The 26129-nt window shown below is 74.2% G+C and carries 27 protein-coding genes; 8 read left to right on the top strand and 19 right to left on the bottom strand.

From position 1 onward, the window contains the following. Window positions 1-10 precede the first annotated feature (10 nt). Entirely contained in the window at window positions 11-865 is an 855-nt protein-coding gene (locus KZQ38_RS13660; RefSeq protein WP_219441947.1) for an SDR family oxidoreductase, read from the top strand. Between the two features lie 316 nt (window positions 866-1181). On the opposite strand, the gene KZQ38_RS13655 is transcribed toward KZQ38_RS13660, so the two are convergent. From KZQ38_RS13655 to KZQ38_RS13625, 7 genes are read right to left on the bottom strand one after another with little or no spacing between them, the layout of a single operon-like run. Further along, window positions 1182-1805: an FHA domain-containing protein gene (locus KZQ38_RS13655; RefSeq protein ID WP_219441945.1), complete on the bottom strand. Its 624-nt coding sequence runs from the start codon at window positions 1803-1805 to the stop codon at window positions 1182-1184. Beyond that, a complete protein-coding gene (locus KZQ38_RS13650) occupies window positions 1805-3085 on the bottom strand; it encodes a vWA domain-containing protein (RefSeq protein WP_219441943.1) in 1281 nt (426 codons plus the stop codon). Before KZQ38_RS13650 ends, KZQ38_RS13655 begins: the two co-directional genes overlap by 1 nt. Next, entirely contained in the window at window positions 3075-4052 is a 978-nt protein-coding gene (locus KZQ38_RS13645; RefSeq protein ID WP_219441941.1) for a PP2C family protein-serine/threonine phosphatase, read from the bottom strand. The genes KZQ38_RS13650 and KZQ38_RS13645 overlap by 11 nt, the downstream gene beginning before the upstream one ends. Window positions 4053-4054: 2 nt before the next feature. Continuing rightward, entirely contained in the window at window positions 4055-6298 is a 2244-nt protein-coding gene (locus KZQ38_RS13640; RefSeq protein ID WP_219441938.1) for a serine/threonine-protein kinase, read from the bottom strand. After that, the gene (locus KZQ38_RS13635; protein WP_219441936.1) at window positions 6295-7383 is read right to left on the bottom strand and encodes a hypothetical protein; all 1089 of its coding nucleotides are present in this window, start codon (window positions 7381-7383) and stop codon (window positions 6295-6297) included. The genes KZQ38_RS13640 and KZQ38_RS13635 overlap by 4 nt, the downstream gene beginning before the upstream one ends. Before the next feature lie 2 nt (window positions 7384-7385). Continuing rightward, window positions 7386-8366 carry a glutamate ABC transporter substrate-binding protein gene (locus KZQ38_RS13630; protein WP_219441934.1) on the bottom strand — a complete coding sequence of 327 codons (981 nt, stop codon included), beginning with the start codon at window positions 8364-8366 and terminating at the stop codon, window positions 7386-7388. Beyond that, a complete protein-coding gene (locus KZQ38_RS13625) occupies window positions 8363-9619 on the bottom strand; it encodes a GlnX family signal transduction membrane protein (RefSeq protein WP_308258387.1) in 1257 nt (418 codons plus the stop codon). Before KZQ38_RS13625 ends, KZQ38_RS13630 begins: the two co-directional genes overlap by 4 nt. A 121-nt stretch (window positions 9620-9740) precedes the next feature. Between KZQ38_RS13625 and KZQ38_RS13620 the strand changes: the two genes are divergently transcribed. Continuing rightward, window positions 9741-10475, top strand: a complete 735-nt coding sequence (locus KZQ38_RS13620; RefSeq protein WP_219441932.1) for a metallophosphoesterase — start codon at window positions 9741-9743, stop codon at window positions 10473-10475. A 3-nt stretch (window positions 10476-10478) separates the two neighbouring features. Here KZQ38_RS13620 and KZQ38_RS13615 read toward each other — a convergent pair whose 3' ends face one another. Beyond that, window positions 10479-11069, bottom strand: coding sequence for a pyridoxamine 5'-phosphate oxidase family protein (locus KZQ38_RS13615; RefSeq protein ID WP_219441930.1), 591 nt, complete (start codon window positions 11067-11069; stop codon window positions 10479-10481). Between the two features lie 104 nt (window positions 11070-11173). Between KZQ38_RS13615 and KZQ38_RS13610 the strand changes: the two genes are divergently transcribed. Further along, entirely contained in the window at window positions 11174-12217 is a 1044-nt protein-coding gene (locus KZQ38_RS13610; RefSeq protein ID WP_219441928.1) for a threonine aldolase family protein, read from the top strand. Here the strand turns inward: KZQ38_RS13610 and KZQ38_RS13605 are convergent. Genes KZQ38_RS13605 through KZQ38_RS13595 form a run of 3 tightly spaced genes read right to left on the bottom strand, consistent with a single transcriptional unit; the run spans window position 12174 to window position 14532 of the window. Then, window positions 12174-12839: a GyrI-like domain-containing protein gene (locus KZQ38_RS13605; protein WP_219441926.1), complete on the bottom strand. Its 666-nt coding sequence runs from the start codon at window positions 12837-12839 to the stop codon at window positions 12174-12176. The two genes, KZQ38_RS13610 and KZQ38_RS13605, sit on opposite strands and share 44 nt — an antisense overlap. Next, window positions 12836-13378 carry a PadR family transcriptional regulator gene (locus KZQ38_RS13600; protein ID WP_219441924.1) on the bottom strand — a complete coding sequence of 181 codons (543 nt, stop codon included), beginning with the start codon at window positions 13376-13378 and terminating at the stop codon, window positions 12836-12838. The genes KZQ38_RS13605 and KZQ38_RS13600 overlap by 4 nt, the downstream gene beginning before the upstream one ends. 26 nt (window positions 13379-13404) lie before the next feature. Next, a complete protein-coding gene (locus KZQ38_RS13595; protein WP_308258386.1) occupies window positions 13405-14532 on the bottom strand; it encodes a winged helix DNA-binding domain-containing protein in 1128 nt (375 codons plus the stop codon). Between the two features lie 181 nt (window positions 14533-14713). On the opposite strand from KZQ38_RS13595, the gene KZQ38_RS13590 reads away from it, so the two are divergent. After that, window positions 14714-14953, top strand: coding sequence for a hypothetical protein (locus KZQ38_RS13590; RefSeq protein WP_219441922.1), 240 nt, complete (start codon window positions 14714-14716; stop codon window positions 14951-14953). Here the strand turns inward: KZQ38_RS13590 and KZQ38_RS13585 are convergent. The 4 genes from KZQ38_RS13585 to KZQ38_RS13570 all read right to left on the bottom strand — a co-directional run bounded on the left by KZQ38_RS13585 (window position 14931) and on the right by KZQ38_RS13570 (window position 18336). Continuing rightward, window positions 14931-15392 carry a GNAT family N-acetyltransferase gene (locus KZQ38_RS13585; RefSeq protein ID WP_219441920.1) on the bottom strand — a complete coding sequence of 154 codons (462 nt, stop codon included), beginning with the start codon at window positions 15390-15392 and terminating at the stop codon, window positions 14931-14933. The genes KZQ38_RS13590 and KZQ38_RS13585 overlap by 23 nt on opposite strands. Continuing rightward, window positions 15389-16204: a nitroreductase/quinone reductase family protein gene (locus KZQ38_RS13580; RefSeq protein ID WP_219441918.1), complete on the bottom strand. Its 816-nt coding sequence runs from the start codon at window positions 16202-16204 to the stop codon at window positions 15389-15391. The genes KZQ38_RS13585 and KZQ38_RS13580 overlap by 4 nt, the downstream gene beginning before the upstream one ends. A 238-nt stretch (window positions 16205-16442) precedes the next feature. Further along, window positions 16443-16979, bottom strand: a complete 537-nt coding sequence (locus tag KZQ38_RS13575) for a hypothetical protein (protein ID WP_219441916.1) — start codon at window positions 16977-16979, stop codon at window positions 16443-16445. A 406-nt stretch (window positions 16980-17385) separates the two neighbouring features. Beyond that, on the bottom strand, window positions 17386-18336 hold the full coding sequence (locus tag KZQ38_RS13570) for a helix-turn-helix transcriptional regulator (protein ID WP_308258385.1): 951 nt from the start codon (window positions 18334-18336) through the stop codon (window positions 17386-17388). A 101-nt stretch (window positions 18337-18437) separates the two neighbouring features. Between KZQ38_RS13570 and KZQ38_RS13565 the strand changes: the two genes are divergently transcribed. Beyond that, window positions 18438-19172 carry an alpha/beta fold hydrolase gene (locus tag KZQ38_RS13565; RefSeq protein ID WP_219441912.1) on the top strand — a complete coding sequence of 245 codons (735 nt, stop codon included), beginning with the start codon at window positions 18438-18440 and terminating at the stop codon, window positions 19170-19172. Between the two features lie 977 nt (window positions 19173-20149). On the opposite strand, the gene KZQ38_RS13560 is transcribed toward KZQ38_RS13565, so the two are convergent. Beyond that, window positions 20150-20722 (bottom strand): DinB family protein, encoded by a 573-nt coding sequence (locus KZQ38_RS13560; protein WP_219441910.1) that lies wholly within the window; start codon window positions 20720-20722, stop codon window positions 20150-20152. A 91-nt stretch (window positions 20723-20813) separates the two neighbouring features. Between KZQ38_RS13560 and KZQ38_RS13555 the strand changes: the two genes are divergently transcribed. Beyond that, a complete protein-coding gene (locus KZQ38_RS13555) occupies window positions 20814-21755 on the top strand; it encodes a helix-turn-helix transcriptional regulator (RefSeq protein ID WP_219441908.1) in 942 nt (313 codons plus the stop codon). A gap of 240 nt (window positions 21756-21995) precedes the next feature. Beyond that, window positions 21996-23111, top strand: a complete 1116-nt coding sequence (locus tag KZQ38_RS13550) for a S1 family peptidase (RefSeq protein ID WP_219441907.1) — start codon at window positions 21996-21998, stop codon at window positions 23109-23111. A 66-nt stretch (window positions 23112-23177) separates the two neighbouring features. On the opposite strand, the gene KZQ38_RS13545 is transcribed toward KZQ38_RS13550, so the two are convergent. The 3 genes from KZQ38_RS13545 to KZQ38_RS13535 form a co-directional block, all read right to left on the bottom strand. Continuing rightward, window positions 23178-23756: a YbhB/YbcL family Raf kinase inhibitor-like protein gene (locus tag KZQ38_RS13545; RefSeq protein WP_308258384.1), complete on the bottom strand. Its 579-nt coding sequence runs from the start codon at window positions 23754-23756 to the stop codon at window positions 23178-23180. A 95-nt stretch (window positions 23757-23851) separates the two neighbouring features. Continuing rightward, entirely contained in the window at window positions 23852-24772 is a 921-nt protein-coding gene (locus KZQ38_RS13540; RefSeq protein ID WP_219441903.1) for an aminoglycoside phosphotransferase/kinase family protein, read from the bottom strand. 42 nt (window positions 24773-24814) lie between these two features. Beyond that, window positions 24815-25729, bottom strand: a complete 915-nt coding sequence (locus KZQ38_RS13535; protein WP_219441901.1) for an MBL fold metallo-hydrolase — start codon at window positions 25727-25729, stop codon at window positions 24815-24817. Between the two features lie 195 nt (window positions 25730-25924). Here KZQ38_RS13535 and KZQ38_RS13530 point away from each other — a divergent pair. After that, window positions 25925-26129, top strand: a 205-nt coding sequence (locus KZQ38_RS13530) for an AfsR/SARP family transcriptional regulator (protein ID WP_443706239.1), incomplete at its 3' end; no start/stop codon positions are given.

Here is a 26129-nt window from a genome sequence, read left to right as displayed (position 1 = left end):
ACACACCCGCATGACCGTTCTCGTGACCGGGGCGACCGGCACCGTCGGCCGCCAACTCGTGCAGCAACTGCTCGCCGCGGGACACCAGGTCCGCGCCCTCACCCGCGACCCCGAGCACGCCGACCTGCCCGCCGAGGTGGAGGTGGTGCGTGGCGACACCACCGACGCGCGGTCGCTGCGCCCCGCGTTCGCCGGGGTCACCGCCGCCCATCTGATCAACTTCGGGAACACGTACCGGCCACTGCCCAACGGGCCCGAGATCGTCGCCGAGGCGCAGGCCGCCGGCGTCCGCCGCGTCACCATCCTCGGCGGCTGGAAGGAGGGCACCCTCGAACCCGCCGTCCGCGCCAGCGACCTGGAGTGGACCCACGTGCGGCCCGGCGAGTTCATGTTCAACACCCTGCCCGACTGGGGTCCGCCGCTGCGTGACGGCGACGTCATCCGCGAACCGCACGCCGACCGGCCGAGCACCCCCGTGCACGAGGCCGACATCGCCGCCGTCGCGGCCGTCGCGCTCACCGAGGACGGGCACCACGGCCGCACCTACCCGCTGACCGGCCCCGAGACCATCTCGCCCCGCGTCAAGCTCCGCCTGCTCGCCGAGGCCACCGGTCGTGACCTGCGGTTCGAGGAGCTGACCCCCGACCAGGCCCGCGCGTTGTGGACGGAGCGGCCACCCGCGCTGCGCCTGTTCGGCGTCGCACCGGGCGGCCCGGCGGAGAAGGCGGAGTACGTGATCAACCGCTACGCCAACATCCCGCCCGAGGGACGCGCCACGACGGACACCGTCGAACGCGTGACCGGCCGCCCCGCCCGCAGCTACGCCCAGTGGGCCACCGAGAACGCCGACCGCTTCCGCTGCTGAGAACGCGTTCCACGCCCGGCGTCGAGCCGGGTCGCGGTCGCCCCGTCCGGTGGGCGGGGGAGCACCCGCCCACCCGGTCGGTCGGCCCTGGGTGCCGCCGGGCGTTTCCCCCGCACCACGCCTCGCCCGCCCGGAGGTCGACCCGACCTCCGCGGCGCGCCGGGTCCGCTCGACCGGCCGCCGTCCCGGCGCGGGCGGCCCCGCTCTCCACCGCCAGTCGGAGCGCGGCAACCCCACCGGCGGCACGCGGCGGCCCGCGCCCACCCGCACGCTCACCCCGCGGGTCGGCGCACGACCGGCGCGGGGTGGTGCGTCGTCACGGCGTGGCCACGCGGTGCAGCGTGATGGTGGTCCAGGCGCCCACGTGCACCTGGTCGCCGTCCGCCAGCGGGTGCGGCCGGTTGGGGCTCAACGGGTCCGGCGAGCCGTTCACCGTCGTGCCGTTGGTCGAACCCAGGTCCACCACCGACCACCCGCCCCCGCCCGCCACCAGCAACGCGTGGCTGTGCGACACGCCCGGGTCCTCGGGCGGGCCGACCAGGTCGACGGTGGGGAAGATGCCCCGGGACCGGCTCCGCCGCCCGATCGTCACCTGCGTGCCCGCGAGGTCGAACCGGCGTGGCGGGCAGAACTCGGGGAAACCCACCGCCGCCGCGTCGGGACCGCCCGCCGCGACCACCCGCGCGAAGTACGCCCGGTCCGCCTCCACCGTCACGTGCCACCGCACCCGCTCCGGCGCTTGCACGGCGGCCGGGGCGGGTGCCAGCGAATCGTGCCCGCACTCCTCGCAGAACCGGCCGTCCCGCACCGCGCCGCACACCACGCACGCCTCGGCCGGATCGGGAGCGACCGCGGTGACCGGCGCCGGTTCCAGCGACATGCCGCACACGTCGCAGTAGTCCTCCGTGACCGAGTCGTGGCCCGCCGGGCAGCGCGCCATCAACGGCCCTTCCCGACCCGCTTGGTCACCGTGGACCGGGTGTCCAGGGTCATCTCGTCGGCGTCGGCGACCCGCGCGCGCAGCCGCACCGTCCCGCTCGGCGCGTCCTCCACCTCGACCACCTTGGCCAGCAGCTTCGCCGTGTCCGCGTTGCCCGACTCGTGCGCCAGCCGCACCGCGCGGCCCAGTTTCGCCGTCGCCGTCTCCACGTCACCGGACTTGCGCGCCTCCAGGCCGTCCCGGATCGCCTCGGCCAGCTCCGCCTGCCCCGTGTAGTGCGCCACCTCGGGGCTGAGCCGCGTGGACAACGCCGTGTCGTCGGTCCACGCCGCCAGCACCCGGCCCTGCCCCAGCACGTCGCCGTCCGGACCGACGAGGCTCGCGCGGGCCGCCAGCATCCGCTGCCCGACCTCGGCGGGCCTGACCCGCACCGCGACGTGGTAGTCGCGGCTCTCCGCGCCCGCCCACGCGCCGGTCGGGTACTCGCCGGTGCGCTCGGCGACGTCGGCCCGCCGGTCGGACAGGTCCAGCAGGCCCGGCGCGACCTGCTTCACGTACAGCACCTCCGCGCCCTCCGGCGTCCACAGCCGCAGCGAGACGTCGGCCACCGCCTTCTCCATGGCGGTCGCCGTCATCGCCCGGAAGTCCTCGGCCAGGTCGGCCGGGTCGGGGATGATGTCCACCGTGCCGAGCAGCGCCTCGGAGATCCGCCGCAGCTCGGCCACCTGCCAGTCGGTGCCCACGCCCCGGCAGTCGCCGGTGAACCGGCCCGCCACCCGGTCCAGCACGCCGGTCAGCTCCTCCGGCGTCTCGTGCTGGTTCTGCCCGTCGGTCAGCAGGATGACGTGCCGGGGACCCCGGTCGTGGTCGGCCAGCAGGCGGTCGGCGAGCAGCAGCCACTGGCCCATGGCGGTGCCGCCGTCCGCGGTGAGCCGGGCCACCGCGCGCTTCGCCGCCTCGCGTGAGGACGTCGACGCGGTCGCCAGTCCGTTCGCCGGGTACACCACGCGTGCCGACTCGGTGCCCGCGATGACCGCGAACCGGACGCCGTCGCGCAACGCGTCCAGCGCGACCCGGGTGGCGCGCTTGGCGGCGGCCAGCTTCGCCGGCGGGTACCGCATCGAACCGGACGCGTCCACGATGAGCACCTGGGCCGCGGGGTCGGCCGCGACCTGTTCCGGCTCACCCGCCGCGGACACGGTCAACACCGCGTGGACCTCCGCCGCCCCCTCCGGCAGGTACTCGTTCTGGAAAACCTCGACGGCGAACTCAAGCGCCATGCCCACCCCGCAGTTGGACGACTACCACCGTGACGTTGTCGTGCCCCCCGGCCTTCAACGCGACCTCCACCAGCTCCCGCGCCACCTCCACCGGCGGCACCCCGCGCGGCAGCGCCGCCCACAGGTCCTCCGGTTCCGGCAGGTAGTTCCACAGCCCGTCGCTGCACAGCACCAGCAGCCCCGGTGTCTCCACCCGGAACGTCACCGCCTGCGGCGCTTCGAGCTGCGAGTCCGCGCCCAGCCACCGCGACAGCACGTGCGCCCGCCGGTCGGTCAGCGCCTCCTCCTCGGTCAGCACGCCCTCCGCGACCAGCTGCGCCGCCCAGGTGTCGTCCGTGGTCAGCCGCGCCGCGCCGGTCTCGCCCACCAGGTAGGCGCGGGAATCGCCCACCCAGCCGACGGTGGCGGACTCCTCGGTCACCAGCGCCGAGACGAACGTGCAGGACGGCGCCACCTCCTCCGCGCCGGGCCGCGCCAGGCGCCCCACGGCCGCGTCCGCCGCCAGTGCCGCGTCGGCGGTGGCGGCCTCCGGGTCGCCACCCGACTGCACGGCCGTCAGCAGCACGTCCAGCGCCGTGTCCACCGCCACCTGCGACGCCTGCTCGGCACGCTCCGACGACGCGACCCCGTCGCACACCACGGCCGCCGCGCCCCGCGCCCGGACCCGGCCGAACGCCAGGGAGTCCTCGTTGCGCTGCCGCCGCCGGCCGCGGTCGCTCACCCCGGCCAGGCCCGGCAGCACGAACTCCACCCGGTCCCGCGCCGGCGGCCGGGCCCGCCCGCACCGCACGCAGAAACCCTCGGCGTCCAGGTCGCCACCGCACGCGCAACGCGGCTCGGCCACCGCATCGGGACCGCCCACGGGTGTCCGCTGCACCCGCAGGTTGCGCCCGCACCCCTCGCAGAAGCGGTCCTGCGGCGACACCGCCGCGCCGCACGCGGGGCAGTTCTCCTTCGAGGGTTCCATGTTCACACCAACGTCCTGGGCCGGACCGCGTTCGCGCGGTCAACGAGGGCGATCCGCTCCTCCGGGGTGTCCGCGAGTCGCGCCAGCTGCCGGTAGCAGCGCTCCAACCCTGCCCGAAGGCCGGTTTCGGTCAGCTCGCAGCCCAGCAGTTCCCCGGCCGGACCGGAGCCGTGGGCGGGCAGCGCGCCCAGCGCCGTGCTCAACAGCTCCACGGTCAGTCCGACGCGCCGCGCGACGTCCAGTTCCAACGCCGACAGCCACGTGCCCGCGGCGACCACGTCCGCCAGTTCGCCGCCCGCCTGCGCGCGCACCGCCGCGACCCGCGCCGCCACGTGGTGGCTGGAGGTCTCGGGCACCCCGTGCAGCACCTCCACCGCCGCCGCGCGCTCGCCGCCGGCCAGCAGCACCCGCGCCAGGCCGAACGCGGCGCTGACGGAGGAGTGGTCGGTCCGCCACACCACCCGGTAGTACCCGGCGGCGGCCTCCGGGTCACCCGCCAGCTCGGCGGACACCGCCAGCGCCAGCTTGGGCGCGGCCTCGCCGGGCACCACGTCGCACACCCGGTCGAACGCCTCCCGCGCCTCGGTGAACCGGCCGCGGGCGAGCGCCACCAGGCCCCGGAACCAGTCGGGCCGCCAGTCGTCCGGGTGGAGGTCGACGTCGTCCGGAACGGCGGGGGCCGCGCCCCCGGGGGGCCGGCCGGTGACGCCCGGGTCGGCGAGAGCCTTCAGCTCGGCCGCCGCCTCGTCCGCGCGGCCCGCGCCGAGCAGCGCCCGCACCACCTGCAACCGCACCTCGACCGTGGTCACCGGCGCGGCGCGCAGCGCGGCCACCAGCCGGTCCGGGTCGCCCGCCGTCGCGGCGGTGGCCAGGAAGCCCGCGGCCGGGTCGGTCGGGTCCACCTGCGGCACCGGCAGCCCGGCGACCGCCTCCCGCGCGTCCGGCGCGCCGTCCACCCCGAACGCCCTCCGTTCCGGCGTGAACTGCCGCGACGCGCCCGGCCGGGGTGTGCCGTCCTGCTGCGCCAGCACCTCCCGCAGCACGCCGGTGAGCTGCTCGGCCATCTCCTCCGCCGACCCGAACCGCTGCTCCGGGTCGCGGTGCGTGGCGCGCTTGAGGAACCGGTGGAACGAGTCGTACCGCGCGAGCAGCGGCTGCTCGTCGGGTGTCGGCAGGGACTCCTTGTGCGTGCGGCGGAAGTCGAACGGGAAGCTCGTCACCGCCAACGCCCGGCCCACCGTGTACAGGTCGGACGCCACCGACGGGCCGAGCGCGCCGATCTCCGGCGCCTGGTAGCCGATGGTGCCGTAGATGGGTGAGTCGCGGTCGTCCACGCGCCGCACCGCGCCCAGGTCGATCAGCTTGAGCTGCTCCTCGGTCTGGATCACGTTGTCCGGTTTGAAATCGCAGTACAGCAGGCCGAGGTCGTGCAGGTAGCCCAGGGCGGGCAGCACCTCCAGCGCGTAGGCGATGGCCTGCGGCAGCGGCAGCGCCTCCCGGCCCGAGCCGTCCGCCCGGACGGCCTTGACCATGTCCTTGACCGACGTGCCGCCGACGTACTCCATCACGATGTAGTCGACCAGCCCGCCGGACTCGCGGTCGGCGTGCCGGACGAAGTTGTGGATCTCCACGATGTTCGGGTGCGACACCTCGGCCAGGAACCGCCGCTCGGCCTCGGCCGCCGCCATCGCGTCGGCGTCGTCGCTGTCCAGCAGGCCCTTGAGCACCACCCAGCGCGCGCTGACGGCGTGGTCCAGCGCCAGGTAGATCCAGCCCAGCCCGCCGTGCGCGAGGCAGCCCAGCACCTCGTACTGCTCGTGCAGCACCTCGCCGGGCCGCAGCTTCGGCGTGAACGAGTAGTGGTGGCCGCAGTGCGCGCAGAAGCCCTCCACGCGGCCCGGCCGCCCGTCCCGGCCGCGGCCGACCTCCTTGCCGCACGCCGAGCAGAACCGCTTGGCCTCGGGCACCTCCGGGTCGGCCAGCACGGCGTCCCGGGCGTCCCGCGCGGGCACCCTCGGCACCTCCACCAGGCCCGCGCCGAGCCGGCCCCGGCTCGCCGAGCGCGTCGACGCCGACCGCCGGGACCGCCCGCCGGAGGAGGTGGTCGTGGCGCCGGTCCACGGTGCGGTGCCCGGTCCCGTGCTCGCGCCGGTGGCGGTCGTCGCCGGCGCTTCCAACCCGCACCGGTCGCAGAACCCGTCCGCGTCGACCTCGCCGCCGCACGACGGCCGTGGGCACACCCTCATCGCGCCGCCTCCACCCGTTCCAACACCGCCCGCTGGTAACGGGCCACCGCCACGGTCCCCGCCCGCAGGTCGCACGGCGCGGAGAACAACACGTCGCGGGCCGCCCGGTGCAGTTCGGCCAGCCCGGCGTCCTCGGCCAGGCCACGCGCGGTCGCCTTCGCCCGGTAGGCGTCCAGCCGACCCCGCAGCTCCGACCGCCGCGCCAGCGATCCCGTCAGCTGCGCCACCACCGCCCGCAGCCGCGTCAGCACCTCGTCCGCCGCCGCCTCGACCTCGGCCAGCTCCCGTTCCCGCACGTCGGGGAACCGCGCCCGGAGCGCCGCCAGCGCCCCGTCCGGCGCGGGCACGTCCGGCAGCGGCGGGTGCGGCCCCGCGACCCGCGCCACGACCCGCGCCCGCAGCTCCACCGCGTCGGCCCGCCGTGCCGCCGCCTCGGCGAGCCGGGCGGCCACCGCGTCGGCCCGCGGTGCGAAACCCCCCACCAGCGCCACCAGCTCGGCGACCCGCGTCGGCAGGTCCGCCGCCGCGGTGTCCGGGGTGAGCGGGTCGGCCGCGGCACGCCGCCGCGCCTCCGCCACCTCGTCCCGCAACCGCGTCACCGTCGCCGAGTCCCCGAGCCCGGCCAGCCGGGCGGCGGGCGCGTCCAGTTCCGCGAGCCGCCGCGACCACGACTCGTGCACCTCGTCGAACAACGCCAGCAGCGCCGCGTAGCGGTCCTTCATCCGCGTCACCAGCTCGCCCAGCGTGATCCGCTCCGCCGGCGCGGCGCGCCCGGTCAGCGTGCGCCCGGGCACCGGCCCGGCGAGCACCACCTCCGGTCCGGTGAGCAGCCGCCGCAGCTCCGCCGGGTCGCGGGTCGCGTCGGCACGCGCCAGCACCGCCCGGTAGACGTCGAACCACTCCCACAGGCCCACCACGTCCGCCTCGGCCGCCGCCCAGCGCCGCGCCGTCACGCCGGCGGGTGTCGTGCCGCGCAGCAGCCGGTGGCCCGGGTGGTCGTCCATGGCCAGCAACGCCTGCGCCACCCGGTCGCTCTCCGCGCGCAACCGGGTCAGCTCCGCGTCGACGTCGAGGTCCTCGGCCACGGTCAGTCCCGGTAGGTCGCGACCGGAGGAGGTGGCGGGTCGCCCAGCCACCGCCGGTGGAGCGCGGCCCACGTGCCGTCCGCGCGCAGCCGTTCCAGCAGCGCGTTGGCGAACCGCACGAAGTCCTGGTCCTGCTTCGGGAACGCCATCCCGTACGGCTCGGCGGTGAACACCGCGCCGACCACCTTCGTGTACGGGTCCTGCGCGGCGAACCCGGCCAGGATCGTGTTGTCCGTGGAGATCGCGTCGACCTGGCCCTGCTGGAGCAGCACCAGGCAGTCCGTCCAGTTCGGCACCGCCACCGGGATCGGCTTGCCCGGCGCGTTCGCGACGTTCGCCAGCGAGCTGGAACCCTTGGTGGCGCACACCTTCCGCCCGGCCAGCGCGTCGATGCCGGTCACGTCGGACGAACTGGGCACCAGCACCCGCTGCCCCGCCTGGTAGTAGACCGTGGAGAACGACACCCGCTGCCACCGCTCGCAGTTCATCGTCATCGTGCGCACCACGACGTCCACCTGCCCCTGTTCCAGGGCCGGCATCCGCTCCTCCGAGGTGAGCACCTTGAACTGGACGCGCGTCGGGTCGCCGAAGATCGCCCGCGCCACCTCGCGCGCCATGTCGACGTCGAAACCCTCCAGCTCACCGGAGAACGGGTTGCGGAACCCCATCAGGTAGGTGTTCTGGTCCACCCCGACGACCAGGCGGCCCTTGTCCCGGATGCGTGCCATCGTCGTGCCGGCGGGCATCCGGCCGGGCTCGGGCAGCGGGCCGTCGGGCCGGAAGCTGGCCGTCGCGTCGCACGAGGCGTCCGCGCCGGGCGCGGTGCTCGGCGGCGCGGTCAGCTCCACCACACCGGCGGGCGCGGGCACGACCGCCGACCGGCCGCCGATCTCCGGCGCGGCGCTGGGCACCGCGCCGCAGCCCGCCGCCACCACCGCCAAGACCGCGGCGGTGACCGCCCACCGCACACCCCGCGCCGTCATCGGTACTCCTTCAGCCGCTGCCACAGCCCCGCCGTCGACGCCACCGCCGCCACCAGCGCCAGCAACACCACCACGGGCACCGCACCGGTGAGCGCGCCACGTGCCCGCGCGATCCGGTCCGCCAGCCCCGACCGCGCCTGCGCCAACGCGTCGGTCAGGTTCGCGTCCACCGCGTCGAACGCCGCCGCCGCCGCGCCCGCGCCCAGCGCCCGCTCCACGGCCTGCGTGAAATCGCCCCGGTCGTCGGCCTCGCGGACCGCGGTGTGCGCGTCACGCCACCGGTCCAGCTCGACGCCGGCACGCGCCAGCGGTGGCGCGCTGCCGACCAACCCGCGCAACTCGGCGGACGCCTCCTTGTACGCGCTCTCGTAGATCCCGCCGTTCCCGCGTGCCACGAGCGTCAGCATCTCGTCGCCGCGTGCCTTCAACGCGGCGATCCGCGCCTGCGCGACCACGTCCGCCAACACCGCGTCGTCCTCGCCGGACGACGTGTGCGCCACGACCACGAGCGACGCGACCAGCACCCACAGCAGCGACACCACGACCGCCGCCGTCGCCGCCAGCAGACCCACGTTGAACACCCGGTTCGTGCGGCGCGTCAGGTACCGCTGCGCCAGCACCAGGGCCGCCAGCAGCCCCGCGCCGAGCAGTCCCTCCGGCCACGGCGGGGAACCGGCGTCGGCCAGGTCGCGCACCACGTTCGCGGTCTGCACCCGGTACAGGTCGTGCGCGGCGGGCAGCAGCGCGGACCGCATCAGGTTCGACGCCTCCCGCAGGTACGCCGCGCCCACCGGGTTGCCCTGCCGGTTGTGCGTGCGCGCCGTCTCCACCAGCCCCGTGTACACCGGGAGCTGCCCGGACAGCGTGGCCAGCGGTCCGACCAGCTCGGGGGAGCGGGTGACCTCGCTCGCGGTGGACAGCGCCGCCGCGGCGCGTGCCACGTCCGCCTCGTAGCGCTGCCGCAACCCGGGCGACTCGACCCCGCCGGACAGGAACGCGCTGGCGGCCGTCGCGTCCGCGTCGGCCATCGCCCGGTAGACCTCCTGCGCGGCGTGCGCGAGGGGTTCACCGCGGTCCGCCACCGCCACCACGGCGTCCGACCGGTCCCGCACCGACGCCACCGTCAGCGCGCCCACCAGCAGCGTCGCGGCGATCAGGCCCAGCGCCAACGCGGTCAGCCTGCCCGGCGTGCTGCGGGCCAGACCGGTCACGCGGCGCACGGCGCCCCGGTTCCGCAGATCCTCGACCAGCACGACCGCCCCCTCTCCGGAGTGATCGGCGCCACTCGCCGCGTCGTTAGCGTAGATCGGCCGGGGCGCGCGGGTGGCCGGTTCACGTGACCGGACCCGAACCGCCGCGACTACGCTCGACGCGGTGATCGTCATCGCGCACGTCAGCGACACCCACTTCGACGGCGGTTCGCGTGCCACGGAACGCGCCCGGCGCGTCATGGCCCACCTGGAGTCCCTGCCCGGTCCGCTGGACGCGATCCTGGTCAGTGGCGACATCGCCGACCACGGCCTCACCCCCGAGTACGAACTGGCCCGCGCCCACCTGGTGTCCTCGAAGGTCCCCGTCCTGACGCTGCCGGGCAACCACGACGCACGCGGAAACTTCCGGTCGGTGCTGCTGGGCGAGCCGGCGGGGGAGGAGCCGGTGAACCGGGTGGCGGAGGTGGGCGGCGTGGTGTTCGCGCTGGCCGACTCCAGCATCCCCGGCCGCGCGGACGGGCTGCTCGGCGAGCCGACCCTCGCGTGGCTGGAGTCCGTGCTCTCGGCCGGCGCGCCGACGGTGGTGTGCTTCCACCACCCGCCGGTCGAGGTGCACGAGCCGACGATCGACGCGATCCGCCTGGGCGACGCCGACCGGCTCGCCGACGTCCTCGCCCGGCACGACAACGCGCTGGCGGTGCTGTGCGGGCACGCGCACACCGGCGCGGCCGCCACGTTCGCGGGCCGGCCGGTGCGCGTCGCGCCCGGCGTGGTGTCGACGCTGCGGCTGCCGTGGGAGTCCGACCAGGTCATGGACCGCGATCTACCGCCCGCGATCGCCTACCACGTGCTGACCGGCGACGGCCGCCTCACCACGCACTACCGGGTCGTGCCGTAACGCTCACCCGGGCGTTCCCGGGCGCGCGGGCAGGGGCAGCGGCAACGCGGGCAGGCCGTCGATGCTGCGCCCGTTGTAGTCCTTCTTCGCGCAGTACGCGGCGAACTCCTCGTCGGTCTTGCGCCCGAACACCTCCGCGTGCACCGTGCGCTCCTCCCGGTAGTCCATCAGCGGCACCGCGAACCCGCACGTGTCGCTGACCAGCTTCGCCGTCACCACGACCACCGCACGCAGCCCCGGCCCGTCCGCGTCGCCGAAACCCGCCACCAGTTCGGCGAACCGCGGGTCGTCCCGGAACACCGGCTCGCCCGTGCCGTGCACCCGCACGATCGTCGGCGGGCCGTCGAAAGCACACCACATCAACGTGATCCGGCCGTTCTCCCGCAGGTGCGCGATCGTCTCCGCGTGGCTGCCGCCGAAGTCCAGGTACGCCACCCGCCGGTCGTCCAGCACCCGCCACGACCCGGCACGCCCCTTGGGCGACACGTTCACGTGCCCGTCCGCCGCCAGCGGCGCGGTCGCCGTGAAGAACACCGGCTGCGCCTCGATGAACGCCCGCAACCTGTCGTCGATCCGCTCGTAGACCTTGCCCATGTCGGCCAGTATCACCGCGAACGACGCGATGTGGACGGGTCGTCCCACCTCGCGGGCGCCGGAAACCCGTTGCCCGCCGGGGCCGCCGCCACCAGACTCCGCGCATGGCACCAGAGATCCGGCGCTCCCTCGTCCTGCACTCCCGGCTCCGCCGCGATCCCCACGCGTTGCTGCGCGGGATGCTCGACCGCGTGCCGCCCGGCACGCGACCGGACGCCCCGGTGGCGGAGCTGGAGCAGCGGATCGCGGACCTGCTCGGCAAACCCGCCGCCCTGTTCTTCCCGAGCGGGACGATGGCGCAGCAGACCGCGTTGCGGGTGCACGCGGACCGCACCGGCCGCCGCGTGTTCGCCGCCCACCCGCACACGCACCTGGCGCAGTGGGAGGAGCAGGGGCACCAGGCCGTGCACCACCTGCTGCACCGACCGGTCGGCGACCACCACGAGCTGATCACCCGGGACGACCTGGCCCGGGTGACCGAACCGTTGGCGGCGTTGCTGCTGGAGCTGCCGCAACGCGACATCGGCGGCCTGCTGCCGGAGTGGGACGACCTGGTGGCGCAGACGTCGTGGGCCCGCGAGCGCGGCGCGGCCACGCACATGGACGGCGCGCGGCTGTGGGAGTCCCAGCCGTACTACGACCGCCCGCTCGCCGAGATCGCCGCCCTGTTCGACACCGTCTACGTGTCCCTCTACAAAGGACTGGAGGGCGTGCGGGGCGCGGTCCTGGCGGGCGACCGGGAGACGATCGACCTCGCCGCGCTGTGGCGCACCCGGCTCGGCGGCGCGCTGCGCGACGCGTGGCCGTTGGCCGTCGCCGGGCTCATCGGCCTGGACGAGGTGCTGCCCAGGATGGGCGAGTTCCTGGCCCACGCCCGCGCCATCGCCGCCGCCGTGAACGCCGACGGCTACGCCCGCACCCGGCCCGCGGTGCCGCAGACGTCGATCTTCCACGTCCTGCTGCCGGTGCCCCGGCAGGTGGCGTCGGCCGCGTCCCTCCGGCTGTTCCGGGAAACCGGGATCGAGCTGCCCGTGCACGCGCGTGCCACCGGCGACCCCGACCGCAGCGCGCTGGAGCTGTCGGTGGGCGTGGCCGCCCTGGAGTTCACGCCGGAGGAGGTGGCGGCGCTGCTGCGCCGGTTGCGCTGACCACGCGGGGGATCGGCCGGACCGGTTGGCGCAGCACGGTTCTCCGCTTCGCGGGCGCGGTCCGGCGCGGATCGCTCAGGTACACCTCGTGGTGCGCGCCGCCGAAGGTCAGGTCGTGCTCGGCCAGCCACTCGTCGTGCAGTTGGGCCAGCAGCGGCCCCTCGTCGTCGTAGGAGCCGATGTGCAACGCCTGCGCGGCCGGCCCCTCGTGCAGCACCAGGCGGCGGAGGTCGGCGATGCCGGGCAGCCCCTTCTTCGCCGTCGCGGCCCGCTTGGCGTCCTCGACGGCCTCCGGCGTGATCCAGTCCGGCAGCACCACGAGCATGGTCCACTGCCAGGAGTCCTTGGCACGCGCGGTGAACACCGACGCGTCGGCGGCCCACCACAGCCCCTCCAGCGGGCCGACCACGAAATCCCGGCCGTCGCGCTTGCCCGCGAACTTCAGCGTGTAGGCCACCGCGTACAGCGCCTCCACGGCACGCGCGTAGGCGGGCGCGGTGTTCGGGTCGCCCGCGCCGTCGACCGCGAGGAAAGCCTGCTCGGGCACGTCCACCAGCGCCCACGCGGTGTTCTTCGGCGCGTACAGCGCCTTCAGCTCCCGCTTGACGTCGTACGGGGTCACGGTCGTTCTCCTGCCGGTTCGAGCGACGCCCGGTACGCGTCGAGCCACGCCTGCTCGGCGGCGATCTGGGCGAGCGAGTAGTCGAAGATCGCGCGGACGAACGGCGGCGCCCCGGCCCGTTCGCCGGCCCGCCGCACCTCCTCGCGGCGCGCGGCGAGCGCCGCGGCCCGCCGGTCGAGCGCCGCCCGCAGCCGGTCGGCCGGCACGGCGGGCTGGTTGGCGAGCCCCACCAGCAGCGGCGGGAACAGCGGGCGTGGTTCGGCGATGGCCGCCTCGGCGGCCTCCGCGCACGCGCGCCTGCCCTCGTCGGTGGCGGCGTACACCTTGCGTGCCGTGCTCCGCCGACCCGGGTCGCGCCCGACCTCGCCGATCAACCCCCGGTCGCGGAGTTTGCCCAGCAGGTAGTAGATCGAGCTGAAGCCGATCTCGGTCCACTCCCGCATCCCGCGCGCGCCGATGACCTCCTCCAGGTCGTAGCCGTGCCGGGGGCGCTCCACGAGCAGACCGAGCAGGGTGAGTTCGGCGGGCGTGAGGTCCACCCGACTATCCTAGCACTGGAATACCGTCAGGCGTGGGGTCCCGCCGTCACCGGCCCGAGCACCAGTTCGGCCCGCGCCTCCAGGAACCCCGCGACGCGCTCCACCTGCTCCTCCAGCTCGCCCCGCCGGGACGCCGGCAGCGACCCGAACACCTCGACGGTCACCACCAGCCGCCGACCCGACCGCCGCTGGTGCCACACCCCGGCCACCACGCCGTCCACCAGCAGCACCGGGTAGTTGCCCGCCTGGCCGCCCGCCAGCGCCCGGTGCCGGGCGACACCGGGGAACAGGTCCTCACGCGGGTGGCTGCCCACCACGAAGGCGTCGAAGTACGGCAGCAGCAGCACGCCGCGCGGCGGGTCGGCCGGCCACGCGTCGTCGCCGCGCACCACGTGCCCGCCGGCCACCGCCACCACGTCGGCCCGCGCGAACACCCCGTCCGCCCACGACTTCGCCGCACCCAGCCACCGCGCGAAGTGGGCGGGCGTCGCCGGCCCGTACGAGCGCAGGTACCGGTGCAGCAGCCGGACCGGGCCGTCCGGGTCGGGCACGACGCCCGGCAGCCACCGGGCCGGACTGGTGTACGCGGCCTTGCGGCCCTTGTTGGGCGCGAAGCACATCGCACCCCGGTAGGTCGCCGTCACCAGGGCGTCCGTCCAGCGCGGCCACTTGTCGCCGAACGCCTCCTTCACCCGGTCGCCCGCCCACGGCCCGGTCCGCGCCACGACCTGCTCGGTCAGCTCGTCCACCGTCAGCTCGGCGTCCGCCAGGGCGTCCGCGATCGCCGCCACCACCAGGTCGGTCTGCTCGGCGGTCAGCCACGAGGCCGGCGTGATCAGGGACTGCTGCGCGCCCAGCCACACCGGCAGGTCCGCCGCGGGCAGCAGGTGCACCGTGCCGCGCGGACCGCGGGTCTTCACCAGCGACCGGTCCACCCACAGCGCGTCGCGCACCGCCTGCCGCGTCGCGCCCGGCACCCGCAGCCCGATCGACAGCTCCGCCGCCGACATCACCTGCGCGTGGGCGCCGCACATCGCGCGCACCACGTCCACGATGGACGCGCCGGGCGTGGTCAAACCGTGCCGGGCCAGCCGGCGCGCCACGACGCCCCCGGTCGACGGGGCGTCGGGGCGAGTTGATCGAGTCTCGGTCACGGGGCCACGCTAACCACGATCCAGGACCACTACTGTCCTCGATCGGCCGCGGTTCGTCCGGTGTGGACCGAAGAAGACGCCGTCGAGGTGCTGCGCGCGTGGCCCGGCGTCGACCCCGCACGGGTCGGCCTGGTCGGCTGGAGCCAGGAGCGGTTCCGCGACCGCCCCTGGTACCCGCTTGGTGTCCCTGGTCTACGACCTGCCGGAACGGGTGGACTTCGTCCGCCGCGACATGGACGTCGACCCGGCCGGGCGACTACCGCGGCTCGGCGTGCCGCTGCCGGCCCTGTTCGGCGGCGCGGACGACTTCCCGCGCGCCGACCACGACCTGTTCACCGCACCGCCCGCGCCCGACGTGCCGCGCGGCGACCGGTTGGCCGCCGGGTTCCGGCCCCTGCTCACGTCGTTCCCGGCCGGGTGAACTCGGCCACCGGCAGCCCCGGCTCGGGCTCGAACACGCGCGCGAGCCGGAAACCCAGCCCCTCGTAGAGCGCGATCGCGGGCGCGTTGGCCGCACCCGTGGCCACCGCCGCCGGACCGCCCAGCGCGAGCACGGCCGCGACCAGCCGCCGGCCGACACCGCGCCGGAACCGGTCCGGGTCGACGCACAGCCGGTCGATGTCCAGCACCCCGTCCACCCGCGCCCACGCGACGAACCCGGCGAGCACGCCGTCGACGTGCGCGCCCAGCCACCGCAGCGGCCGGGCGCGCATCCCGTGCACCGTCTCGCGCAGCGCGGGGATGGCGGTCGAGCCGATCAGCTCCGCCTCCACCGCGTACGAGCGCAGCCCGATCCGGTGCACGGCACGCGCCACGGCGTCGTCGGAGAGGTCCAGTTCCACGATGTCCACCGCGCTCACGCGTCCAGGAGCGGGATCAGCTGCTCCTCCTCGTACGTCAGGTGTGCCGCCAGTTCGGCGACCAAGTCGTCCACCCGGGACACCACGTCCGCGCCGCCGTCCGCGAGGACTTCCCGCAGCCGCGCGAGCAGCACGGCGATCCGCTCGTGCTCCTCGCGCAGCCGGGCGAACACGTCGTCCAGCCCGGGGTGGCGGTCGTGGAGCGCCGGGAACATGTGGTCGTCCTCGACCCGGTGGTGGAACTCCATGCCCTGGCAGAAGGTCAGGCAGTTGACCCGCAGCTGCGCGCCCAGCCGGGGCCCGGACGCCGCCGCCTCCCGGCGGATGATCGACAGCTCGCGGCGGAACGCGTCGTGCACCACGCGCAGCCCCTCGCCCATCGACCCCGCGTTCGGCGGACCGGGCGCGATCTGCGCCAGCGCCACCACGGGGATCACCCGGCGGGTCTTGGCCTGGTACTCGCCCCACCCGGCGTCGGCCTCGACGGCGCGGGCGAACAGCTCGTCGCGTTCCGCGCCGGTCAGCACGGTCGCCGCGGCCTCGTAGGTGAAGACCCCGTCCTCGACCGTGACGCGCGGGTTCGCGACCAGGTTGTGGTACCAGGCGGGGTGCCGGTCCGCGCCGCCCGCCGAGCCGATCACCAGGATGCGGTCGCCGTCGGGCAGGTAGGCCAGGGGCGTGGTGCGCGGGTGGCCGGACCGCGCCCCGGTGGTGGTGAGCAGGATCAGCCGCGCGTCGGCGAACCAGCCGCCCACCCGGCCGCGGTTCGCGCGGAACTCCTCGATCACCTGCTGGTTGAAGTCGAGCGCCATGGAAGAAGTGCGGTCCTCTCCGGATCCGGTGTCTGGGGCGAAACCGTCCGCGTGCGGCGCGGTGTCCGGAGGAGGTGCGGCGGGGCCCTGGCCCGCCCGCTGCTCAAACCTGAGCCGGGTGCCCGTCTCGGTAGTGGCCCATGGCCGACCCGGCAGTCACGGCGCGAACCCTAACCGGCCCGCGGCCGGTGGAGCAACCCGGTCCCGCCCCCGCGAGCGCCGGGGCGGGACCGGTGTGTCAGGGTCCGACGCGGTCGAAGCGCAACGAGGTGTAGCCGGCGGCGTCGGAGTAGATCTGCGCGATGGTCGCCGCGCCCTCCGCGTCGACCCGGATGGCCTGCAACCGGATCGTGGTCGGCCCGTCGACCCGGACCACCTCGCTGATCGGCGCGGTGTGGTTGCTGCCCGTGCCGGCGGCGCCCGCGTTGCGGTCGATGATCTGGTTGACCAGCCGCTCGCTCTCCGGCACGGCGCTGTTGGTCGTGTCGTTCCACAGCCGGGCCGTGATGTAGGAGTTGAACGACGGGACGCCGGACAGCCGGCCGCGCACGTCGGCGTCGATCTCGTAGGTGCCGGCCCAGGGCAGCGTGACCACCAGCGGGGTGCTGGTCCAGACCCCGGCGGGCAGGTCCACCTGGGCGTGCAGGTGGGCGACCGCCTGGTCGGCCTGGACCTCGGGCTCCGCCGCCCCGACACCGCCCTGGACGACCACCGCCGTGGTCGCGACCACCACCACGGCGCCGACCGCGGCCAGCGTTTTCCGCAAGTGCCTCATCACTGTTCCTCTCCGTTCGACCGTTTTCCGGCCCTTTGCCGCGCGGGCCGGGAAAAGCCCGCTCCGGTGCGCGCCGGACCGCGCGAATTAACGACGCAGCGGGTGAACGCGTCGATTCGCGGGAATGGGTGGGGGGAAATTCGGGCCGACCACCGGGTGGGCCGGCCGCCGTACGTCGCTCAGCGTAGGGCCGGCCAGGCGTGCCCGCGATCGGCTGAATGAATGAAGCCGCACTGGTCCGCGAACCCGCTTTTTTGCCGTTCCGGGCCAACTTGAGCGGTAATCGACTCCGCACCGCGGTGGCCCCGGACCGCGATCATTCTTCACCGCACTGCGCATGTCGGCACACCAAGTCGGCGCCGTCTCACGTGTTTGCGGGGCGGGCGGTAACACCGGGAGCGTCGGGTTATGGGCTTCGTTCTGCCGGTTCTCGTTCCGCGGCTGCCGCGAGCCGGTCGGCCAACGCCTTGAGCGCGTGCCTCAACTCGGTGGGGTGGTGGATGGTGAAGGGCCATTGCAAGGAGGCCAGCAGGTGGGCCATGCCGTCCAGGCGTTCCGCCCGGGCGCGCATGAGGACGCCCGTGCTGTCGGCGGTGAGGGTGGCCACCGAGCGGGGCAGTCGGCGGGCGATCTCGTCGATGGGTCCGTGGATGGTCACCTCCACCTGCCAGCGGTAAGGGACCTGCGCCAGGGCCGCGGTGAGGTGGGCGACGACGTCGAAGTTCTCGGGGACCGTGAAGTCGCGGGCCCGGGGGGTGACGGATTCGACGCGGTCGACGCGGAAGGTTCGCGGGGCGCCTCGGAGGTGGTCGTGGCCCACGAGGTACCACCGGCCGCTGTGGAAGACCACACCGTAGGGGTCGACATCGCGTTCGGTGCCCTGCCGGCGCCACGACTGGTAGCTGATGCCGACCGTCGTGCGGCTGAGGGTGGCTCGGGCCAGGGCGAGCAGGATGCCGGTGCCCGGTGCCTGCCCGATCACGGCGTTGGCGGTGAACGCGAGGGACTCGCGGACGGCGGCGAGCGGTTCGCGCAGCGCTTGCGGCAGCACCCTCTCGATCTTCGCCAGGGCACCCGCGGTGGCCACCGTGGTGCCCATCCCGACTCGTTCCGCGGCGACCAGGCCCAGGACGACGGCGAGTGCCTCGTCGTTGGTGAGGACCAGCGGGGGCATTCGGTATCCGCGAGCCAGTCGATAGCCACCGTAGCGACCGCGTTCCGCCTCCACGGGGATGCCGAGGTCCCGCAGGTGAGCGGTGTACCGGCGCACGGTGCGGACATCGGTGCCGAGGCGGTCGGCCAGTTCGGCTCCGGTGAGCGTGGCGTGCGACTGGAGGAGTTCCAGCAGCGTCAACACGCGGGTGAGGGGATGCGACACGGGTCACCCAACATTTCAGGGCGGATTTTGTCCTGTATTGAGCCTACGCTCCCGGCGACACCACAACTCAGGGAGATCACATGGCCACGTTCGTACTTGTTCCCGGCGCCTGGCTCGGGGCGTGGGCCTGGGAAGAGACCGCTCGCGCTCTGCGGGAACGCGGCCACACCGCGGTAGCGGTCACGCTGACCGGCCTGGCCGAGCGGGCCGATCTGGGCGGTCCCGAGACGGACCTGGACACCCACGTGGGCGACATCGCCGATCTTGTCGAAGGGCGGGACCTGCGCGGCGTCACGTTGGTCGCCCACAGCTACGCGGCCGCTCCGGTCACCGCCGCCGCGGGGCGCCTCGGTGATCGGCTGGAGCGCGTGGTCTACGTGGACAGCGCCCCGTTCACGGAGGGGATGTGCATGCTCGACCTCATGCCGCCGCAGGTAGCCGGCCAATTGCGCGAGCAGGTCGCCGCCTTCGGCGATGGCTGGCGGCTCGCGATGCCGCCGGTCGAGGTTCTCGGCATGTCCAGCAGCCTCGACGGGCTCGACGAGCCTCAGCGGAAACGACTGCTCGCGAACGCCACTCCGCACCCGTTCGGCACCTACACCCAGCGCCTCGCCGAGACTGCCGACCCCGCCCCCGGAGTGGACCGCGTCGTGATCGCCTGCCACGACTTCACCGGCCTGCTCGACGCCGGGATCCCGATGCTGGCCTACCTGAACCAGCCGCCGTGGCGGCGCTTCGACCTGCCCACGGGGCACTGGCCGATGCTCTCGGCACCCGTCGAACTCGCCGACGTCCTAGACGCGGCCGTCTCCTGAGTCGCCGAGTCGCCACAACCCCATGCCTGACCAAGAACGTGTCGGAATGTCGCCGGCCGGCGCACAAGCGCCGCGGGCGGGGTCCGGGAGGCCACAGCGGAGGCGGCGGGTCCGGCGGGCGTGCCCGACTCGCCCTCCGGATCCGTCCGAAGAGGACGCCGAACACGGGGACTGAAAACGGCCCCTGATCACCCGCGGCCGGGCTCTCCCGCACGACCGGCGGCGAGGAGCACCGGCGGCGAGGACCACCGGCCCGCTTCCCCTGCCCCACCGCTCCTGTCCCACCGCTCCGGCACCGCCCGCACCTCCCGGACCAGGTCGGCTGAACATCAGGCAATACGAGCCGACCTGTGCTGAGGAGCTACGTCGCACCCGGCCTGGCCGCAGTTCGCCAGGCCGACGAAGCCCTGGCCGATTCCCGCCGCAGCCGGCCGGGACGCCGTGGCGGTCTGGTGCCGTAATGGTCCGGTGCCGTAACGGTCCGGTGGCCGGGGTGGCCGCGTGCGGCGTGGCGTTAGGCGGCGGGGGTAGCGGGGCGGGAGGGGTAGCGGGGTAGTGGGTGCTGGGCGTCGGGTGGTGTGAGGGGTCGGGTGGGCAGGGGTGGTGGGCGAGGCGCGGCGTTCGATTTCTCACCGAGGGCTGGTAACAGTGTTTCCGTACATTTTCGGGCCCAGCGCCGCCCAGTCGCGTTACGACGTTCACCCCTTGGGTAAGGGCTGGGTGCGGGATGTCCTTCGCCCGCCGGAGAGGGAGGAGGCTTCGGCCGGTCGGACCGTTACCACCGCCGAGGCCGCACCGCGCAATCGGTTGATAATAGCCGCAGCGGCAAATACACGGAATGGTCGGGAAGAGTTTGGGCCGGTCGGGGTGTCGCCCGGCCCAACAGGTGCGCGGCCTCGGGCAGACGCGGTCTCGGACCGGGCGGCAACCCGACCGGCCCGAGACCGCACCTCGGCCGGTGCACGCGTCAGCCGCGATCAGGTCGACTTCTGCCCGTCCAGCGCCTCCCGCAGGATGTCCGCGTGCCCGGCGTGCTGCGCGGTCTCCGTGATGACGTGCGTCAGCACGCGCCGCACGCTGCGCACCGCGCCCGGCTCGTGCCAAGGCGCCTCCGGCAGCGGGTGGGTCGTGGACAGGTCCGGTACGGCGGCGACGACCTCCGCGGTCCGCGCGGCCACCTCCTCGTACCGCCGCACGATGTCGGCCAGCGTCTCGCCGGGCAGCACCCGGAAGCCGTTCTGGTGCTCGATCACCCATGCCGGGTACTCGCGCGCGGTGCCCGCCGCCATGTCCGCCCAGGTGACGCCCTCGGGCAGGGCGAAGTTCATCGCCGACGGCCCTTCGACCGCGAACCGCACCCAGTTCTCCTCCATGGCGGTGACGTGCTTGACCAGGCCGCCCAGGCACAGCTCGCTCACCGTCGTGCGCTCGGCCGCCTGCTCGTCGGTGAGCCCGCGCACCGTGGTGAGCAGGGCGGCCCGCGCGACGGCGAGCTGGTCGAGCAGGTCGGCGCGCTCGGCGTCGAGGGAGGCGGTCTTCGTGGTGCTCACTGCGGGTCCTTCCGGTTGTTCTCGCTGGCGTGGACCACACTCGCAGCCGAAGAGGCCAGGTTGTGTCCTCTACCGCGGGCATCATGGCGTCGTGCCGAAAACTTCCGCGCGGCTGCTCGCGCTGCTCTCGCTGTTGCAGGCCCGCCGCGACTGGCCGGGCGCGCTGCTGGCCGAGCGGCTGGACGTCAGTGCGCGCACGGTGCGGCGGGACGTCGACCGCCTGCGCGAACTCGGCTACCCGATCACGGCCGTCAAGGGGCCCGACGGCGGGTACCGGCTGGGCGCGGGCGCGGAACTGCCGCCGCTGCTGTTCGACGACGACCAGGCCGTCGCCCTCACCGTCGCGCTCCAGATCGCGGTCACGAGCGGCGCGGGGATCGAGGAGGCGGCGGCACGGGCGTTGAACACCGTGCGCCAGGTCATGCCCGCCCGGCTGCGCCGCCGCGTCGAAGTCCTCCGGTTCACCGCGGTCGAGCGCTCCGGCCCGCAGGTCGCCCCCGGTGTGCTGATGGTGCTCAGCGCCGCCGTGCACGCCCGTGAAGTCCTCCGGTTCGCCTACGGCGACGACCACACCGCGCCGCCGCGCCGGGTGGAACCCCACCACCTGGTCACCCGCGGCGGGCGCTGGTACCTCCTCGCGTGGGACCTCGACCGGGACGACTGGCGCACGTTCCGCGCGGACCGGATCACCCCGCGCACGCCCACCGGCCCCCGGTTCCCGCCACGCGACGTGCCCGGCGGCGACGTGGCCGCGTTCGTGTCCGCCCGCTTCCGGGGCGGCGTGGGCGGCTGGCCCTGCCGCGGCGAGGTGATCCTCGACCTGCCCGCCGACGCGGTGTCGCGCCACCTCCGCGACGGCCTGGTGGAAGCCCTCGGCCCGGACCGCTGCCGACTCGTCCTGGGCTCGTGGTCGTGGCCCGCCCTGGCCGCCGCGATCGGCGGGTTCGACGCCGACGTGGAGGTGGTCGGGCCGCCCGAGCTGAAAGCGGCCTGCGCCCGGTTGGCCCGCCGTTACGCCGCCGCCGCCCGTTGACGCGCCGGGTATTCGAGCCCGGCTCGCTTCGCTGATTTCCGGATCCAGTGGAATAGATATCGGATACGCCATCCGCCGCGCACCGCAAAACCCGACTAAAGAAGGTACCGGGGTGCGGTGCGCGGGAACACGCTGGGATAAGCCGGAATTGTCCGGTGCCGGTCACGTTGCGACGTGCCCGGGTCAACCCACTGATCGGCGCGGTGCTCCCGCGCTTCCCTGTGAAAGTGAGTTGCCGGTATGCGCAAGATCGTCAAGGGGCGGCGGTTGGTCGCCCGCTCCGCAATCACCCTGGTAGCCGGCGCCACGGCCGCCGGATTCCTGATCGCGCCCGTCGCCTCGGCGACCGGCGTCGACGGGTACGCGCCGGAGGTGGCCGAGGTCGCGATCTCGGAACTGACCTCGTCCGAGGGCGTCTCGCCCGCCGAGGCGGCCGAGATCCTGCGCACGCAGGACGTCAGCGTGCGCACCCTGGGCCGGATCAGCGACACCCTGGGCGCCCGCGTGGCGGGCGGCTACCTGGACGCCAAGGGCAAGCCGGTGGTGAACGTGCTGGACACCGCCGCCGCCGAGCAGGTCCGCGCCGCCGGCGCCGAGGCCAAGCTGGTGCGGCACTCCACCGCGGCGCTGGCGTCCGCCCAGGACGCGCTGGAATCGGTGCCCGCCGTGACGCACACCTCGATCGGGTTGGACCCGAAGACCAACCAGGTCGTGCTGAGCGTGTCGGACGCGGCGACGGGCGGCGACCTCGCCGGGCTGCTGCGCACCGCCGACCGGCTCGGCGACCGCGTCCGCGTCGAGCGGGTCCGCGGCGAGATGCACCTGGCCATCTACAACGGCGAGGCCATCACCGGCGGCGGCACCCGTTGCTCGGTCGGCTTCAACGCCAACAAGGGCGGGCAGAACTACATCGTCGACGCCGGGCACTGCACGCGCGCGGTGTCCCAGTGGAACGTCGGCCCGTCCCAGGGCGCGAGCTTCCCGACCAACGACTACGGCCTGATCCGCAACACCAGCGGCAGCGCCCCGGGTGCGGTCACCCTGTGGAACGGCTCCACCCAGAAGATCAGCTCGCACGCGGAGGCGACGGTCGGGCAGCGGATCCAGAAGAGCGGCAGCACCACGCGGCTGACCTCGGGTTCGGTGCAGCGCCTCAACGTCACCGTGAACTACTCCGAGGGCGCGGTGCACCAGCTGATCCAGACCAACGCCCTGGTCAACCCCGGTGACTCCGGCGGCTGCCTGTTCTCCGGCAGCGTCGGCCTGGGCATCACCTCCGGCAAGAGCAGCAGCACCTCGTACTTCCAGCCGGTCGGCGAGGCGCTCACCGCGTACGGCGTCACCCTGAACCCCTGATCCGGGGCGACACCCGACGGCGGGGGCGTGGCCGGAGCACCCCGGCCACGCCCCCGCCGCGCCGCGCTAGGACTCGCCCCGGATCCTGGCGGACCCGATCGAGGCCGCGGTGATCGCCCTGGCCGCGGTCTGGGTGGACGAGTTGTTGTCGAGGTTGGTCAACGACGACTGGTTGAGCGCGTGGACGACGAACTCGTAGGTGTTCACCGTCGAGGGCGAGCACGGACCCTGGTAGCCGTAGAGGCTCGCGCTGCCCCGGTAGTACACCTGCCGGGCCCCGGCGGGCACCGCGGGCCGGTAGGCGTGCTGGACGTTCTGGGGCAGGGACGTGGCGCTCACCGGGATGTCGTAGATGACCCAGTGGATGAGGTTGGCGTTGTCGAGGTCGCGCATGACGATCGCGTAGCTCTTGGCCGCCGTCGGCGCGCCGGACCAGGCCAGGGGAGGGGACTCGTTCTTCTTGGCCGGGTCGCTGTCGCCGCTGGTGCACTCGTGCACCTTGGGTATCACGCCACCGTTGGCGAAGGCGGCGCTGGACAGGGTGAACGCGTTCCGGTCCGCCGTCGACGAGGCGGCCGACGCGGGGAAAACACCGAAGGTCAGGGCGATGAGCAGGGTGTACAGCACGATACGTGTGCTTCTCACTGGAGGCTCCCGAGGAGACTTGGGGTTCCTGTGGTCCATCCATGTGGTGTTCGTGCGGCAGCCGGGACCAGCGTATGCCGCACCGGGCCCGCCGACTAGGCGTTCGCCCGCCACAGGCGTTCCGCCGCCTGCACGCGCAACGCGTCACCGACGAGCGGCGGGGTGCCGTGCAGGGCCTCCCAGCGCGCGTTGTGCGCCGCCGTCCACAGCCCGGCCGCCCACGCGACCTCCAGTTCCGCCGCGGTGAACCGGCGTCCCCGCGCCTCCTGGTACGCGGCCAGGAACGCGGCCGTGCTCGCGACCGGCACGAGGACCGGCGGCGTGGTGTTGGCGAACATCGTGCCCGCCGCGCCCACCAGCGCCGCCTCCGGCTGCCACGCCAGGCTGTCCCAGTCGTGCACCATCCACACGTCCCCGTCGTGCCAGCGGAGGTTCTGCGCCTCGAAGTCCGCGTGCCCCAACACGCACGGCAGGTCCGCGGACCGCAACCGCTCGCGCGCCCGAACGGCGGTGTCGACGACGAACGCCGGCACGGCGCCCTGATCCCGTTCGTCCAGCTCCGCGATCGCCGGCCACAGGCCGGGACCGCCGTGGTCCCACCGCACCCAGCGCGGGTTCGGCAGCGGCGGCGCGACGGACACGGCGGCCAACTCGCGCATCAGCCACGCGAACACCCGCGCGCAACGCACGGCGACGGCCGGCGAGTCCCCGTGCAGCACCACGCCGCCGGGCCGGTGCTCCTCGGCGTGCACGGCCGGCGTGCCGACCGCCGGCGTGAGCGGTCGGGCGCACGGGAACCCCCGTTCCGCCAACCACCTCTGCGCGGCAACGCACGACGCGGTCCGCCCGCCGTCATCCCGCGCTTTCACCACGACCTCGCGCCCGTCGGCCAACCGCAACCCGAACACCGCCGACATCTGCCGCAGCTCGAACAGCACGCCGACCGGCTCGGCGCCCAACCACTCCACGCACCAGGGCGGCAGCCAGCCGGGCAGGTCGTCCACGGTGTAGACCATGCCACGTCCGGCGGTCCGCTTGGAGGGTCACTTCCGGAGGTGTCAGGAGAGGCGGGGGAACGCCGCCCACTCCTTGATCGCGAACTTCGTGCCGTCACGTGCGACCTCCGCGGCGCCCCGGCCGCCGAAGTGCGCGGGGAAGACGAGCGCCCCGCTCTCGGCGGCCTGGCCGAGCAACCTGCGGCGGGTGGCCCGCGCCGCGGCCGGGTCCACGCAGAAGCAGGAGTCGACGTCCGGCTCCACGATCTGGAGCGGGGTGTGCACCAGGTCCCCCACGAACAGGGCCCGGTCGCCGCCGGAGTCCAGGACGAGCGCGGACGAGCCGGGGGTGTGGCCGGGCGCGAGGTCGAGCCGCAGGTTCCGGTCGATCCGGTACGACCCGTCCCACAGGTGGGTCAGGCCCGCCCGGTGGACCGGCGTGACGCTGTCCTCGAAGGCGTTCCGGTCGCCGCGCGCCGTACCGCGCTCGCCGGCCGGGTCCCAGAACTCGAAGTCCGGCCGCGCGATCAGGTACGTCGCGTTGGGGAAGGTCGGCACCCACGTGCGGCCGTCGAGGCGCGTGTTCCAACCGACGTGGTCGACGTGCAGGTGCGTGTTGACCACGACGTCGACGTCCTCGGGTCGCACACCGGCGGCGGCGAGGTTGTCGAGGAAACCGTTGTCCCGGCGGCTCCACACCGGCACGTAGGGCCGGTCCTCGTGGTCGCCCACGCCGGTGTCCACGAGGATCGTGCGCCCCTCGCTGCGCAGCAGCCAGGACTGGACCGCGGTGTGGCACTCGTCCGTCTCGGGGTTCCAGAAGTCGGGCGCCAGCCAGTCGCGGTGCGCGTCCCACGAGCCCTCGGGACTGTCCGGGAATAAGTGAGCCGGCGACATGCCGACCGGGCCGTAGAACTCCTTGACGCGGGTGACGGTGACATCGCCCAAAATGATCTCGTCCAGAATGATCTCGTCCATGGAACCGATCATGGACACGCGGACGGGCGCGCACCACCCTCGCGTTGTCCCGCCCCCTCCGCGCAGGGGCGGAACGTGAGCACGACTCCCGGCCGGCGAGGGATTCACAGTTTAGATCCGACCGGGGGAAAAATCTGGCGAACGACCTGAACCCGCGGGGCGCACTGGTATCCCGGTTCGACACGGGAAGGAAGCGTGGTTCGGGGGTTCGTGATGGTGGTGGAGTTCGGAGTGCTCGGTGGTGTGCGGGCGCAGCGGGACGGCACGCCGGTGGACCTCGGGCATCCCCGGCAGCGCGGCGTCCTGGGCGTGTTGTTGGCGGAGGCCAACCGGCCCGTGCCCGTCGAGCGGTTGTTGGACCGCGTGTGGGGTGAGCAGCCGCCGCGTCGTGGTCGGGACA

Source organism: Saccharothrix obliqua (assembly GCF_019375475.1).
In the GTDB taxonomy this organism is placed as follows: domain Bacteria; phylum Actinomycetota; class Actinomycetes; order Mycobacteriales; family Pseudonocardiaceae; genus Actinosynnema; species Actinosynnema obliqua.
This window is presented reverse-complemented; position numbering and strand designations above follow the sequence as displayed.